Raw genomic sequence first — 13,332 nt, 5'->3', positions numbered from 1 at the left:
GTAATGCATCCTGTTTTAATGAAATGGAAAGCTACGCTTTCCAGCTATGAAAACTCTTTTAGTTTTCATTTAACCGAAGCGTTAGCTTCGGGCTATGAAAATCTTTGATTTTCATTTAACTTTTTCTAAAAGTTTCATAGCAATAGGAGGTCTCCTCCTATGCTGTAAGAGTCATCTCTTCTATTTAAAACCATAATTTACTTAAATCTCTCCTTTCCACCAATATTTTTAATTATCTTCAAAAATTCCTTTTCTATATTTTTTAACTCATCCTTATTGTATCCATAAATTCTAAATGTTATACTTTTATACCCTTCTTCTATTTTTTCTCCCTCATAAACATCAATTATCTCAATATCGAACATTTTCTTTAATAAATTTAAAATAACTTCCTCATCAACATCCTTTTTAAATAAAACAGACACATCTATATATTTTTTTTCTAAGTGCTTCTTTTTTAGTTTACTCAACTCATCTCCAGCAAATACCTCAACCCTTAAAATATTAAACTTCTGCTCTTTGCCATTTTTATTTAATATTAAGTAATCATCTTCAATGTCTTTTAAAACTCCAAAATGAACAACATTTGAATTTATATTTTTTACAGCCACATCTTTACCAATGAGTTTATTTAGCTTTTCAATTTCAGATGTTAATGCAAACACGGCCTTATCTGAATAATAAGCCCCTCTCTTTGCCTCACTACCAAAATGCTTTGCAGCTTCTTTCATTATCTTAACAAAACCTTCTCTATCTTTATTTTTAACAATTTCACTGATTTCCTTACACTGATTTATAAAGGTTTCATGAATCTCCTTTATCCTTGGATTAAACATTTGGATGTCAGCATATAAATAGGGATTCTGTCCTATAATCCTCCCAATGATAGAAATCATCAACTCGTATATTGGGGAGGCAAACTTTCTTGACTCTTTTATATCAACGTTGAGTTCTTTTAACGTTGCTCCTAAAGATATAAAGGCGAAGTGAGTCAAACCCTGAACAATCCCCATAATTCTATCATGTTTTTCTGGAGGGATGACTATAACCTTAGCCCCTTCTTTCTTTAAAAAATTATAAACCTTGTTAAACCACTCAGTATTTTTATGCTTTTCAGAAGGGGTTAAGATAACCACTTGTCTTAACAAAGAAGGTGTTGATGGGCCGAACATTGGGTGGGTTGGAATAACTGTAACTCCCTCTTTAACATGCTCTTCCATAGCTTTTGAAGGAATCTCTTTAATTGAGGTTATGTCCATTAATAAACATCCTTCCCTAACATGAGGAGCTACCTCTTTTATAACCCTTTCTGTAACATTTATTGGAACTGCTACAATAACAATATCTCCTTTTTTAGCAGCTTCAATGTTGTTGTTAGTAAATTCAACCCCTAACTCTTTCTCAACATTTTTTCCTTTCTCAATATCTCTCCCAGTAACTATAACGTTAAACCCTTTATTTTTTAAATATCTTGCAAACCACTTCCCTAAACCATCAGTTCCTCCAATAATTGAGATTGTTAAGTTCGTATTTTTCATAATATTCCCCCTTTATAGGATTGTAGTATATATATTTTGATGAAACTTTTTCTAAAAGTTTCATTGTTAGGTTTTTATTTTCCATGAATTTCACCTAAATAAGATTTAATAAAATATAATTAACTGAAATTCCTAAAATTGTTCCAGCAATAACTTGAGAAACTGTATGTTTCTTTAAATAGATTCTTGCATATCCAGTAATGATTACTAATATTAGATATATGGTGGATAACCAAATACTGTTTGTGAAAGCATATATGAGATAAGCCATGGCAGATAATCCATAATTATGCATGCTTATCTTCCAAAATTTTGTGATTATTAAAATTACTAAAACATTAACCAGAAAAATTATTATAAAGATATTTTTCCAAAATATTGCTAATATTGATAAATAAATTAAAGTAAAAATTAATGGGACTAATCTATTTTTTCTGTTAGGAATATCCCATGTTTCATTTTTTATCTTTGCCCAACATATCCAAAAAACACATGGAAAGAAAAATGCTAATGATAAAGAGATATCAAATTTTGAAATGAGTAAGAATCCAATGTATAAAAATAACAAATACATCAAAGAGAGTATTTGAAAAATCTCTCTTATACTCAAGATTTTCACCAGAACATCATATATAGCATATATCCAATTAAAGGGAGTCCAACAATTGCCCAAATAAATGGATTCCATTTTAAAACTTTTTCTCCATCAAATGGAGGTATTGGAAGCATATTAAAGCCAGCTAAGAATAGGTTTATATGGAATCCAAAAATTCCTATCCAATATAATAAAGAACCCGGTTTAAAGATTAACATTAATATAAAAAACACAAATGCCAAAGCAACGTTTGTTAGAGGTCCAGCTAAAGCTATTTTTCCATTCTCTTCTGGGGTTAAATAATCTTTGTAAATATAAACTGCCCCGGGAGCTATGAATGTAGCTCCAAAGACAAGCTTTAATATAAAACCTAATATTAAGCCTTCATACCATGCTCTAAATTCACTCCACGCTCCATACTTCCTTGCTACAGTTCTATGCATTAATTCATGGAATATAAAGCCACTACCAACGGCTATTAAGCTAATAATAAAAACAAGAATTGAAAAATTTGGATAAGAGAAAATAAACGCTATTGCCAATACCGATATTGTTAAGTCAATTATCTCTCTTTGTGAAAATCTAAAGATACTCATTTTTTCACCATTGGATTTTTAATAGTATCTTACATCCATTTTCCTATATAGTAGTTTTCCAAATATTAATCCAGTTATAAGCCCAGCTAAGTGTGTTATGTGTGCAATTCCAGTTTTTAAAGAGTAAGGGAGTAGAATTAAATCTATAAGTGCAAATATGATTACTGCCACTCTTATATTTACTGGGATTGGTAAGGGAAATACAACAACTCTTAAATGTGGAGCTAAAATAGCTAAAGCTCCCATTATTCCAAATATTGCCCCAGAAGCTCCGACTGATGGGTTGTAATCCCCAGTGAAATAGGCATAGGCAATATATGCTAAATTCCCAATAATTCCTGAGAATAAAAAGATTATGAGATATTTTTTTGAGCCAACTATATTTTCCAAGTATGTTCCGAATATAAATAATACTAACATATTCACCAATAAATGAGTTATGCCTGCATGCATAAATATGCTTGTAATTACTTGCCAAGGCATATTGGTAAAGAGATTTGGCCATAATGCAAAATAGTAATATAGCTGTGGCATAAAAACACTAATAATAAACATAGCTATGCAAATCCCCACTATTAAAATGTTAATCATTTTCTACCCTCCCCCACACATTTATTTATAATTCGTTTATATTATTGTTTTATAACAAATATCACATTTATGTGACATTTTTAGATTATTTTAATAAGTTATTGACCTATAAAAAGGTGATTGAATGGGACTTAATATAACTGGACTCATCCCTAAACACATGGAGAATAGGGGAAAACTAACTTTAAAAGAAAACTTAAAAATTATTGAAAATATTTTAGAGCAGAGAAAAGCTCCAGAGAATGGAATCGATGAAGAGCATATAAAGCTATTGTTGAGGCTCTTATCTTTTATGGACACTGACAAAGACCCAAATGTTGTGCAGATTGGTGAGAGAGAGGCAAGGGTTTATACAAAACTTCAAAGGGATGGTGTTTTTGATTTCTGCCATGGTGTTGGAAGGAGTGGGAATTTAATAGACCCTCAACCAAAAGCTCCAGGAGCAAGTGTGATGTATAAGCTAACTAATAAATTATTAGAGAGTTTTTTAAAAGCTTTAGGGTTAAAGGTAAATGCGATAGCAACACCAGTAGCCACTGGGATGAGTTTAGCCCTCTGTTTATCAGCAGCAAGGAAAAAATATAACTCAAATGTTGTTATCTATCCCTATGCAGCCCATAAAAGTCCTATAAAGGCAACTTCATTTATTGGTATGAGGATGAGGTTGGTTGAGACTGTTTTAGATGGAGATATTGTTAAAGTTGAGGTTTCAGATATTGAAGATGCTATAAGAAAAGAAATTAATGAGAACAACAACCCAGTAGTTTTAAGCACTTTAACTTTTTTCCCACCAAGAAAGAGTGATGATATTAAAGAGATAGCAAAGATATGCCAAGATTATGACATCCCTCATATAATAAATGGTGCTTATGCTATCCAAAATTTTTACTATATCGAGAAGCTAAAAAAAGCTTTAAAGTATAGAATTGATGCTGTAGTTAGCTCATCAGATAAAAATCTATTTACGCCAATTGGTGGAGGAATAATTTATACAAAGGATGAGAGTTTTTTAAAAGAAATATCTCTTACTTATCCAGGAAGGGCATCAGCAAATCCAATTGTTAATATTTTAATATCTCTCTTGGCAATTGGAACTAAAGACTATCTAAATTTAATGAAAGAACAAAAAGAGTGTAAAAAGCTATTGAATGAGTTATTGGAAGATTTAGCTAAGAAAAAAGGAGAGAAGGTTTTGAATGTAGAGAATCCAATTTCTTCATGTATAACAACAAAAAAAGACCCATTGGATGTTGCTGGTAAGCTTTACAATTTGAGAGTTACTGGGCCGAGAGGAGTTAGAAGGAATGACAAATTTGGAACTTGCTATTTAAAAGAGTATCCTTATGACTATATAGTTGTAAATTCAGCTATTGGAGTTAAAAAAGAGGATATCTACAAAGTTATTGAGAAGTTGGATGAGGTTTTATAAAAAGGGATAACATGGAGTTAAAAAATAAAAAGCTTAGTTTGTGGGAAGCTGTTTCTATGGCTGTTGGTGTAATGATTGGGGCAAGTATATTTTCTATATTTGGAGTTGGAGCTAAAATAGCTGGAAGAAACCTTCCAGAAACATTTATATTGTCTGGAATTTATGCACTTTTAGTTGCTTATTCCTATACAAAACTTGGAGCAAAGATAGTTTCAAATGCGGGACCTATTGCATTCATCCATAAAGCCATTGGAGATAATATAATAACTGGAGCTTTGAGCATTTTATTATGGATGAGTTACGTTATATCCATTGCTCTATTTGCAAAAGGGTTTGCTGGCTATTTCTTACCTTTAATAAATGCTCCAATAAATACATTCAATATTGCCATAACTGAAATAGGCATAGTTGCGTTTTTCACTGCTCTGAATTTCTTTGGTTCTAAGGCTGTAGGGAGGGCTGAATTTTTTATTGTTTTGGTTAAGCTCTTAATATTAGGGTTGTTTATATTTGCTGGGTTGATAACAATTCATCCATCTTATGTAATTCCAGATTTAGCCCCATCTGCAGTAAGTGGGATGATTTTTGCATCAGCTATATTCTTCCTATCATATATGGGTTTTGGAGTTATAACTAATGCCTCAGAACATATTGAAAACCCTAAAAAGAACGTTCCAAGGGCTATATTTATAAGCATATTGATTGTGATGTTTGTGTATGTTGGAGTAGCCATTTCAGCAATAGGAAATTTACCAATAGATGAACTAATTAAAGCCAGTGAAAATGCCTTAGCAGTGGCGGCAAAACCATTCTTAGGAAACTTAGGGTTTTTATTAATATCTATAGGAGCTTTATTTTCAATTTCATCAGCAATGAACGCCACAATATACGGAGGGGCTAATGTTGCCTATTCATTAGCAAAAGACGGAGAACTTCCAGAATTCTTTGAGAGAAAGGTATGGTTTAAATCCACAGAGGGACTTTATATAACCTCAGCCCTTGGAGTGTTGTTTGCATTACTGTTTAATATGGAGGGGGTGGCATCAATAACAAGTGCCGTATTTATGGTTATATATCTCTTTGTTATTCTCTCCCACTATATCCTTATCGATGAAGTTGGAGGGAGAAAAGAGATTGTAATCTTTAGCTTTATTGTTGTATTAGGAGTTTTTCTACTTTTATTGTATTATCAGTGGATAACCAATAGATTTGTGTTTTATGGGATAATAGCAACATTTATTGGAGTGCTGATATTTGAGATTATCTATAGAAAAGTAACAAAAAGAACATTCTCCAACAATATGTATGTTAAAAGCTAAATTTTAACATTATTAACATTAAAGCTGTAGGAGGTCGTGCTGTATCGTGGTCATCTTCATTGAGCAAAAGCCCTCTTCCCACGACGCGCCCAGACCTCCTTTTTTGTTCCCCCAACTTCGAACCCGCTATCATCGCAACTCTCTGGATATGCTCCATTTGGGTCGGTTCGTTGGGGATAAATATATATCTCTATGCGGTTATATAAAATTTAGCACAAACAAATAATGAAGGTGAGAGAGTGAGATATGTAGTAGGGCACAAAAATCCAGATACTGATAGTATAGCATCAGCTATTGTTTTAGCTTACTTCTTAGATTGCTATCCAGCAAGATTGGGAGATATAAACCCAGAAACAGAGTTTGTTTTGAGGAAGTTTGGAGTCATGGAACCAGAGTTGATAGAATCAGCTAAAGGTAAAGAGATTATCTTAGTTGACCATTCAGAAAAGAGCCAAAGCTTTGATGATTTAGAAGAAGGGAAGTTAATAGCTATTATAGACCACCACAAGGTTGGTTTAACAACAACTGAGCCAATTTTATACTATGCTAAGCCAGTTGGTTCAACAGCTACAGTTATAGCTGAACTCTACTTTAAAGATGCTATAGATTTAATTGGAGGTAAGAAGAAAGAGCTAAAACCAGATTTAGCTGGGCTTTTATTGAGTGCAATTATATCAGATACAGTTTTGTTTAAATCACCAACAACAACTGACTTAGATAAAGAGATGGCTAAAAAATTAGCTGAGATTGCTGGAATAAGCAATATAGAAGAGTTTGGAATGGAGATTTTAAAAGCTAAGTCAGTTGTTGGTAAGTTAAAGCCAGAAGAAATCATAAATATGGACTTTAAGAACTTTGATTTCAATGGAAAGAAGGTTGGAATTGGGCAGGTTGAGGTTATAGATGTTAGTGAAGTTGAGAGTAAAAAAGAAGATATTTATAAATTGTTAGAGGAGAAGTTGAAAAATGAGGGCTATGATTTAATCGTCTTTTTGATAACTGATATTATGAAAGAGGGTAGTGAGGCATTGGTTGTTGGAAATAAGGAGATGTTTGAGAAAGCATTTAATGTCAAAGTTGAAGGAAACAGTGTATTCTTAGAAGGAGTTATGTCAAGAAAGAAACAGGTTGTTCCACCATTGGAGAGAGCTTATAATGGATAAATCTTTTTAATTTTTTGTGATACTATGGGAGCTGATATATTAACTTCTAAAGAACTTCTTAAAGAACTTGGAAAAGATTTTAAAAGAGATATTGAAGATATAGATTTAGAATTTTATGAGATTAGTTATAAAAAGATGAAAAATAAAGAATGAGGAAAATTAGGGATGATTTATGCACTACTCCATAATAAAACCAAAATGTAAAAAAGAGATTATTGAGATAGATAAAGGTTCATTAAAAACAAAGAGGAAGTTTGCATTTTTGTTAGAAATAGGAGATAAAATCCTAAACAATAAAGAATTTTATGCAAATGATGATGTTGAAGTTGTGGTTGATTACTCTTTTACTGATTCAAAGAGACCTAAGGAGAAGATAGAGCTTTATATAATAGAAGATATAAAGAGGGATTAATATGGATTTAGAAGGAAAATGCTGCTTAATTCACGCAATTGGTGGAATTATTTTTGGATATTTGGCAAATTATGTATATACTGCTGGTTTGGGGATATTTAGTGGAATAGCTACTTTGATATTTTTATTTATTGGAGCTGTAATTTTTGGGCATATTTCTGCTAAAACATTTGGAGAGGAGAGTTTAACTCAAAAACAGTGGCTTGGTTGTGGAGTTCTACCTTTCTTTTTGGTAGCTATAGTTGTTTGGGTATTGAAGTTTAATGGGCTGATTTAAATCGGTTATTAGAATATGATGAAGAAAGTTTGGAAATGGTTTAAAGGCTATGGAGCTATATATTTATTGTTAAGGTGAAAGCTTTGCTTAATAAAGATATAAGGGAGGAGATTCAAGCACTTATAGAGATTGCAGAGGAGAATTTATCTGCAGCAAAAATTTTATTTGAAAATAAATTGTATAGGGATGCCGTTGCGAGGGCATATTATGCTATATTCCATTCTGCAAAGGCGCTATTATTGACTAAAAATCTCAATCCAAAAAAGCATGCTGGAGTAATAAAGATGTTTGGGCTTTATTTTGTTAATGAAGGATATATTGAAGAAATATATGGGAGAATAATAACAAAAAGTTATAATTTAAGATGGAAGGCAGATTATACAACTGACAAGCCAACTGAAGAAGAAGCAGAATCAATAATATATGAGGCGGAGATGTTTGTTGATAGGATAAAAAAGGCATTAAAGGAGATATTATGAATGAAGAAAAAGCAATAAAAGAGTTTGTGAATGCATTAAAATCAAAATATAGAGGTAGAATTAAGAAAATTATACTATTTGGTAGCTATGCAAGGGGAGATTACACTGAAGAGAGTGATATTGACATTTTAATAGTTGGGGATGTGGATTTTGATTATGTTATTGATTTATGCACTAAATTGCTATTGAAGTATGGAGTTGTTATAAATGCAATTGTTGAGAGTGAGGAATTATTTAATAAAAAAATAAATTGGTCATTCCATAGGAATGTTTTAGAGGAAGGAAGAGTGTTGTATTAAGAATAAAATCGATGGTTAATTCCTCTCCATTATGGAAGAAGTTAATGAGAAAATGTAAAGGTGAAAATATGGCCTTAAAAATGGACAAGTCAAAGGAATTATTTGAAGAGGCTAAAAAATATTTGGTTGGAGGAGTTAATAGTCCAGTTAGATATTTTAAACCATATCCATTTTTTGTTGAGAAAGCTAAAGATTGCTATTTATTTGATGTTGATGGAAACTGCTATATTGATTACTGCTTAGCTTACGGGCCGATGGTTTTAGGGCATGCAAATGATGCTGTGATTAAAGCAGTTAAAGAGCAACTTGAATTAGGAAGTGCTTATGGATGCCCAACAGAGAAAGAGATTATTTTAGCTAAAGAGGTTGTTAAAAGAGTTCCATGTGCTGAGATGGTTAGATTTGTTAATTCTGGGACTGAGGCGACGATGTCAGCTATAAGATTGGCAAGAGGAGTTACTGGAAGGAAGAAGATTATTAAGTTTGATGGAGCTTATCATGGAGCTCATGACTATGTTTTGGTTAAGAGTGGAAGTGGTGCTCTAACCCACGGACATCCAAACTCTCCAGGAATCCCAGAAGAGACAACAAAAAATACTATCTTAATTCCGTTTAATGATGAAGATGCTGTAAAAAAAGCAATAAATGAAAATAAAGATGAAATTGCCTGTATTATAGTTGAGCCAATTATGGGAAATGTTGGTTGTATATTACCAAAAGAAGGTTATTTAGAGTTTTTAAGAGAGATAACTGAGGAAAATGATATTTTGTTGATATTTGATGAGGTTATAACTGGGTTTAGATTAGCTAAGGGAGGAGCTCAGGAGTATTTTGGAGTAGTTCCAGATATAGCTACCTTAGGAAAGATATTGGGAGGAGGATTTCCAATCGGTGCTATTGTGGGGAGAAGAGAGCTTATGGAGCAGTTTTCTCCATTGGGAGCTATATATCAAGCAGGAACATTCAACGGAAATCCAATATCAATAACTGCTGGAATCGCCACTCTTAAGCAGTTGGATGATAGGTTTTATAAAGAAACAGCAAGAACTGCTAAGATATTGGCAGATACTTTAAGAGAGTTGGCTGATAAACATAATATTAAAGCTAAGGTTTATAACATTGCTTCAATGTTCCAAATCTACTTCAATGATAAGGAAGTTGTGAATTATGAGATTGCCAAGCAGAGTGATACTGAGAAATTTATGAAATACTTCTGGAGATTGTTGGAGAAAGGGGTTTTTGTTCCTCCTTCACAGTTTGAATGTTGCTTTACCTCAATAAAACATGATGATGAGGTTGTTGATAAGACAATAAAGGCTATGGAGGATGTGTTTGAGGGTTTAGAATAATTTTAACTTATTTTTATAATTTTCTCTTAAGGGATTCAAATGCTGTTAGAAAAAAGCAAAATAGAGATTATTGAGCAATTTATACATATTTTAGAAATTTTAGAGATGTATGCAAAGGAAGGCAGTGATGAGAAGGCAATTATAAGATTGATGTTAGATTACCTTGAAAAAGGATATGTTTTAGATGATGATATATTACCAATAGCAAGCAAAATTTCAGAAATAGCTAAAAAAGTTGGTAGTTTTGATATGAAGAGGGAAATAAGCCTTTTACTATTTGGAGAAAGGAAAAGATTAACAAAATCCCAAAAAAATAAAATAAAAAAGATTATTGAGATTTTAGAGTATCTAAAGAGTTATATAGAGAAGAAGCCATACAAATCTTATGAAGATAAACTCATCCTAAATCTAATTGGTTTAAAAATTTTGAGGTTGGATAATGGGATTGTTTTAGATTATAATTCCGAAGTTAGGAGCTTAACTAACATGGCTTTAAGAGTTGGAAGTTATGAATTAAAAAATGAGATTGAGCTATTATTAACTGGAAGAAGAAGGAGAAAATTAACTGAAGAATTTATACAGAAGAGATTGTCAATTATAAAAATTTTAGAGATGGTTAAAGACTTTATAGACAAAAAAGAATTTAAATCATCTTTTGATTATGAAGCCCTCTTCTTAATAAATTTAAAGATTTATAGAATTGAGGAAGGCATTTTAAAAAATTTTGATGAAGAGATTGAATCAATTTTAAATATTGCCAGAAAAGTGGGAAATCACAAATTGAGAGAGCAGATTGTTTTATTAAAAGAGAGTATAAAAAATTAAAATTATTCTTTATTTTTCAACTTTTCAGTAATTAATTCTGCACATAATTTCCCTGATAAATACATTCCACCAAATATTGCCCCCATTCTGTATCCGCCATGAGAGGCATTGGCAGCCATTCCACAAACAAATAGATTTGGATAAACTTCTCTTGTGTTTCTTAATAATGCATTTTCTCCCTTTTCAGCCCACATTGATTTTTCTCCAGGAACATCTGCCTCTAACTTGTTCTTTTTTACAAGGATATTAACTATTGAAGCCTCATGCCCAGTAGCATCAACTACAACTTTACTTCTTATAGTCAATGGGTCAATATGCAATCCAGCCCTTTCAATTGCATAGCTGTTTATAACAACCCCCGCAACTCCATCCTCTCTTAAAATTAAATCTTCAACAACAATTCCAGTCAATATTTTAGCTCCAGCATCCATTGCTGCAACTGCCAATTTGGCAGGAACTTCAACAGAGTCAGCAACGTAATAACCATCTCCCATATCAATTAACTTAATTCCAACCTCTCTCAACAACTCATCAGCTGGCTCTTCAACAACAATGTATGGGAAGCCCATTCCTCCTCCCCAGGTTCCTCCACCAAATGCTAAATGCCTCTCTAAAACAACGACTTTAAAGCCCTCTTTTGCCAAATATCTCGCACATGTTAAACCACTTGGTCCAGCTCCAACTATAACAACATCAGCTTCAACAATATCTAACCACATATCAAAGCTTGCCTTCAATATAGCTTTAGTTGTTTTTGTTTCATCTGCATTCAACTTTATATCCTTTATATTCATTAGATTCACCATCTGTAATTTTTAATATTATTTAAAGTTTAGTTTCAATATTATTTTCAAGATCAAGTTTTTATACATTTTGGAAATTGAATAATGGTATCATTCACAATTTTAAATCTAATATTACTGAGTTAATATTTCTTTTAATAATCCTTCTTTAACCATTTTTAAGTTTAATATAACAACTCCACTATTAAAACTTTCTTTTAATGGATTCTTTGCTGTATTCCATCCCTTTCCATCAGTTATCCATATAAATTGAACATTATTGTTATTGTTTTTTATAAATTCATTTAATGATCTATACTCTCCAGCAGTAGCTTTTAACTTTGAACCTCCTCCACTATAAAAATTAACTTCAATGAGATATAACTTTTTAGTGTTTTTATTAAAAACTGCAAAATCAAATTTTCTATTTGTTTTATCCAATGTTAAATTTATTCCCCATTTTTGTTTTATTTTATCTTTTGTTGCTTGGAAGATATAATCAAGGTTTTTATTTTGTTTGCATAGATTTTCAATATATTTTTTAACAATATTTTCCATTAAATCTCCAATTCTATTTTTCCTTGCATTGGTGTCCATTCCTACCTCAACACCAAAAACATAATCCACTAAATTCTTTATTTTTCTATTTTTTAACAAATCCTCCAATCCAGTCTCTTTAAAAAATTTATAATATCTTTCAATTTCTTCATCAGTTAAATATTTCTTTTCTTTAAATTCTAAGGTTTCTAATTCCATATTTTCGTTTAAAATTGTTATTTTGTTATCTCTAACAGCTATTAAAATTGGAAAAACAGTAATAACCTCTGGATACTCTTTTAGTAATTCAAAAAACTCCTCTTTAAAATTCTCTTTTCCAATTAGATAATTTAGGATATGTAATCTTTTCTCTATCTTTTTTATATTATTTTCAATTTTTTCCCAATCTACAAAGAAATTGTAGGTTTTTATGGTTTCTAAGAGGCTGTTAATGATGTATTCAAAATTCATAAATATCCCTTAATTATTTTGATGGTTTCTTCGTTAATTCGTTATACAATTCTTTACAATTTCTTTTTTGCCATTTTATAAATCTCATCACATTTTTCATATAAATAAACTCTATTTTGATTATTACGTAATTCTTTTAATACTTCATAAGTTGCACCAATTACTTGCTTTCTTCCGTTATATCCCTTCTTTTGTGAGTATATTCTATCTTCAATGATTGCACGATGCCAGAAATAATATAATAATGCCCTCAAGTCATTGTTATTTACACTAAAATTAACATTATTGATTAGGTAATCATAAACATCTTTATCTATATTCATATCAAGTATTTTACATAGATGGCATAAGAATTTATTAATTTCCGTTGGATCTAAACAATCAACTAACCATTTCCAAGCATCATTGTCATAAACTACTTTTTTATTCCAATTTTTTTGTGAATACGTAATTTTTATTCTGTAATCTCCACATTCAACATCATATTTATTTTTCTTTTTTCTATGATAATAACATGTTCGAGTACCTTTATCAAATTCTATTATGATATTTCCAAAATTTCTATTCCAATTAGGAATTCCTGGGACTTTATCTGGCTCATCTGGATCCCATTCTGGATAGGGCTTATTCTCTTCAAATGGCTTTATTTGCATTAAATCACCTTAAAATT

Annotated in this window: 18 protein-coding genes; 10 read left to right on the top strand and 8 right to left on the bottom strand. The window is 31.3% G+C overall.

The window, feature by feature from the left end:
• Positions 1-197: 197 nt before the first annotated feature.
• Genes MJ_RS03240 through MJ_RS03225 form a run of 5 tightly spaced genes read right to left on the bottom strand, consistent with a single transcriptional unit; the run spans position 198 to position 3,320 of the window.
• Positions 198-1,538 (bottom strand): prephenate dehydrogenase, encoded by a 1,341-nt coding sequence (locus tag MJ_RS03240; protein WP_010870117.1) that lies wholly within the window; start codon positions 1,536-1,538, stop codon positions 198-200.
• Positions 1,495-1,623 (bottom strand): hypothetical protein, encoded by a 129-nt coding sequence (locus MJ_RS09860; protein ID WP_280109656.1) that lies wholly within the window; start codon positions 1,621-1,623, stop codon positions 1,495-1,497. Before MJ_RS09860 ends, MJ_RS03240 begins: the two co-directional genes overlap by 44 nt.
• 9 nt (positions 1,624-1,632) lie before the next feature.
• Positions 1,633-2,157 carry a phosphatase PAP2 family protein gene (locus MJ_RS03235; RefSeq protein WP_244409480.1) on the bottom strand — a complete coding sequence of 175 codons (525 nt, stop codon included), beginning with the start codon at positions 2,155-2,157 and terminating at the stop codon, positions 1,633-1,635.
• Positions 2,154-2,729 (bottom strand): site-2 protease family protein, encoded by a 576-nt coding sequence (locus tag MJ_RS03230; RefSeq protein ID WP_010870115.1) that lies wholly within the window; start codon positions 2,727-2,729, stop codon positions 2,154-2,156. The genes MJ_RS03235 and MJ_RS03230 overlap by 4 nt, the downstream gene beginning before the upstream one ends.
• Positions 2,730-2,747: 18 nt before the next feature.
• Positions 2,748-3,320 (bottom strand): rhomboid family intramembrane serine protease, encoded by a 573-nt coding sequence (locus MJ_RS03225; RefSeq protein ID WP_064496558.1) that lies wholly within the window; start codon positions 3,318-3,320, stop codon positions 2,748-2,750.
• Between the two features lie 124 nt (positions 3,321-3,444).
• On the opposite strand from MJ_RS03225, the gene spcS reads away from it, so the two are divergent.
• The 10 genes from spcS (at position 3,445) to MJ_RS03180 (ending at position 10,872) form a co-directional block, all read left to right on the top strand.
• Positions 3,445-4,749 (top strand): O-phosphoseryl-tRNA(Sec) selenium transferase, encoded by a 1,305-nt coding sequence (spcS, locus tag MJ_RS03220; protein WP_010870114.1) that lies wholly within the window; start codon positions 3,445-3,447, stop codon positions 4,747-4,749.
• Positions 4,750-4,760: 11 nt separating this feature from the next.
• Positions 4,761-6,068 carry an APC family permease gene (locus MJ_RS03215; protein ID WP_010870113.1) on the top strand — a complete coding sequence of 436 codons (1,308 nt, stop codon included), beginning with the start codon at positions 4,761-4,763 and terminating at the stop codon, positions 6,066-6,068.
• Between the two features lie 239 nt (positions 6,069-6,307).
• Positions 6,308-7,231, top strand: coding sequence for a manganese-dependent inorganic pyrophosphatase (locus tag MJ_RS03210; protein ID WP_010870112.1), 924 nt, complete (start codon positions 6,308-6,310; stop codon positions 7,229-7,231).
• A gap of 24 nt (positions 7,232-7,255) precedes the next feature.
• A complete protein-coding gene (locus MJ_RS09855) occupies positions 7,256-7,384 on the top strand; it encodes a hypothetical protein (RefSeq protein ID WP_280109655.1) in 129 nt (42 codons plus the stop codon).
• Between the two features lie 19 nt (positions 7,385-7,403).
• Complete coding sequence (locus MJ_RS03205; RefSeq protein WP_010870111.1) at positions 7,404-7,643, top strand: hypothetical protein; 240 nt, start codon at positions 7,404-7,406, stop codon at positions 7,641-7,643.
• Position 7,644: 1 nt separating this feature from the next.
• Positions 7,645-7,920 carry an EMC6-like membrane protein gene (locus MJ_RS03200; RefSeq protein WP_010870110.1) on the top strand — a complete coding sequence of 92 codons (276 nt, stop codon included), beginning with the start codon at positions 7,645-7,647 and terminating at the stop codon, positions 7,918-7,920.
• A 74-nt stretch (positions 7,921-7,994) separates the two neighbouring features.
• A complete protein-coding gene (locus tag MJ_RS03195; RefSeq protein WP_010870109.1) occupies positions 7,995-8,399 on the top strand; it encodes a HEPN domain-containing protein in 405 nt (134 codons plus the stop codon).
• Positions 8,396-8,698, top strand: a complete 303-nt coding sequence (locus tag MJ_RS03190; RefSeq protein ID WP_010870108.1) for a nucleotidyltransferase domain-containing protein — start codon at positions 8,396-8,398, stop codon at positions 8,696-8,698. Before MJ_RS03195 ends, MJ_RS03190 begins: the two co-directional genes overlap by 4 nt.
• 68 nt (positions 8,699-8,766) lie before the next feature.
• Positions 8,767-10,047 (top strand): glutamate-1-semialdehyde 2,1-aminomutase, encoded by a 1,281-nt coding sequence (gene hemL, locus MJ_RS03185; protein ID WP_064496557.1) that lies wholly within the window; start codon positions 8,767-8,769, stop codon positions 10,045-10,047.
• Positions 10,048-10,086: 39 nt separating this feature from the next.
• Positions 10,087-10,872 carry a hypothetical protein gene (locus MJ_RS03180; protein ID WP_010870106.1) on the top strand — a complete coding sequence of 262 codons (786 nt, stop codon included), beginning with the start codon at positions 10,087-10,089 and terminating at the stop codon, positions 10,870-10,872.
• Between the two features lie 2 nt (positions 10,873-10,874).
• On the opposite strand, the gene MJ_RS03175 is transcribed toward MJ_RS03180, so the two are convergent.
• The 3 genes from MJ_RS03175 to MJ_RS03165 all read right to left on the bottom strand — a co-directional run bounded on the left by MJ_RS03175 (position 10,875) and on the right by MJ_RS03165 (position 13,315).
• Entirely contained in the window at positions 10,875-11,666 is a 792-nt protein-coding gene (locus tag MJ_RS03175) for a sulfide-dependent adenosine diphosphate thiazole synthase (protein ID WP_064496556.1), read from the bottom strand.
• Between the two features lie 123 nt (positions 11,667-11,789).
• Positions 11,790-12,662: a type II restriction endonuclease gene (locus MJ_RS03170; protein ID WP_010870104.1), complete on the bottom strand. Its 873-nt coding sequence runs from the start codon at positions 12,660-12,662 to the stop codon at positions 11,790-11,792.
• A 53-nt stretch (positions 12,663-12,715) separates the two neighbouring features.
• On the bottom strand, positions 12,716-13,315 hold the full coding sequence (locus tag MJ_RS03165) for a hypothetical protein (protein WP_010870103.1): 600 nt from the start codon (positions 13,313-13,315) through the stop codon (positions 12,716-12,718).
• Positions 13,316-13,332 lie beyond the last annotated feature (17 nt).

Source organism: Methanocaldococcus jannaschii DSM 2661 (genome assembly GCF_000091665.1).
Lineage (GTDB): Archaea > AGJL01 > Methanococci > Methanococcales > Methanocaldococcaceae > Methanocaldococcus > Methanocaldococcus jannaschii.
The sequence above is the reverse complement of the archived record's forward strand: the minus strand, read 5'-3'. Positions and strand labels throughout refer to the sequence as shown.

Bases quoted from the DNA above. Each gene is read 5' to 3' on its own strand.
- MJ_RS03225 (WP_064496558.1), bottom strand. From the start codon at position 3,320: ATGATTAACATTTTAATAGTGGGGATTTGCATAGCTATGTTTATTATT.
- MJ_RS09860 (WP_280109656.1), bottom strand. From the start codon at position 1,623: ATGGAAAATAAAAACCTAACAATGAAACTTTTAGAAAAAGTTTCATCA.
- MJ_RS03230 (WP_010870115.1), bottom strand. From the start codon at position 2,729: ATGAGTATCTTTAGATTTTCACAAAGAGAGATAATTGACTTAACAATA.
- spcS (WP_010870114.1), top strand. From the start codon at position 3,445: ATGGGACTTAATATAACTGGACTCATCCCTAAACACATGGAGAATAGG.
- MJ_RS03190 (WP_010870108.1), top strand. From the start codon at position 8,396: ATGAATGAAGAAAAAGCAATAAAAGAGTTTGTGAATGCATTAAAATCA.
- MJ_RS03205 (WP_010870111.1), top strand. From the start codon at position 7,404: ATGCACTACTCCATAATAAAACCAAAATGTAAAAAAGAGATTATTGAG.
- MJ_RS03170 (WP_010870104.1), bottom strand. From the start codon at position 12,662: ATGAATTTTGAATACATCATTAACAGCCTCTTAGAAACCATAAAAACC.
- MJ_RS03180 (WP_010870106.1), top strand. From the start codon at position 10,087: ATGCTGTTAGAAAAAAGCAAAATAGAGATTATTGAGCAATTTATACAT.
- hemL (WP_064496557.1), top strand. From the start codon at position 8,767: ATGGCCTTAAAAATGGACAAGTCAAAGGAATTATTTGAAGAGGCTAAA.
- MJ_RS09855 (WP_280109655.1), top strand. From the start codon at position 7,256: ATGGGAGCTGATATATTAACTTCTAAAGAACTTCTTAAAGAACTTGGA.
- MJ_RS03215 (WP_010870113.1), top strand. From the start codon at position 4,761: ATGGAGTTAAAAAATAAAAAGCTTAGTTTGTGGGAAGCTGTTTCTATG.
- MJ_RS03200 (WP_010870110.1), top strand. From the start codon at position 7,645: ATGGATTTAGAAGGAAAATGCTGCTTAATTCACGCAATTGGTGGAATT.
- MJ_RS03175 (WP_064496556.1), bottom strand. From the start codon at position 11,666: ATGAATATAAAGGATATAAAGTTGAATGCAGATGAAACAAAAACAACT.
- MJ_RS03165 (WP_010870103.1), bottom strand. From the start codon at position 13,315: ATGCAAATAAAGCCATTTGAAGAGAATAAGCCCTATCCAGAATGGGAT.
- MJ_RS03240 (WP_010870117.1), bottom strand. From the start codon at position 1,538: ATGAAAAATACGAACTTAACAATCTCAATTATTGGAGGAACTGATGGT.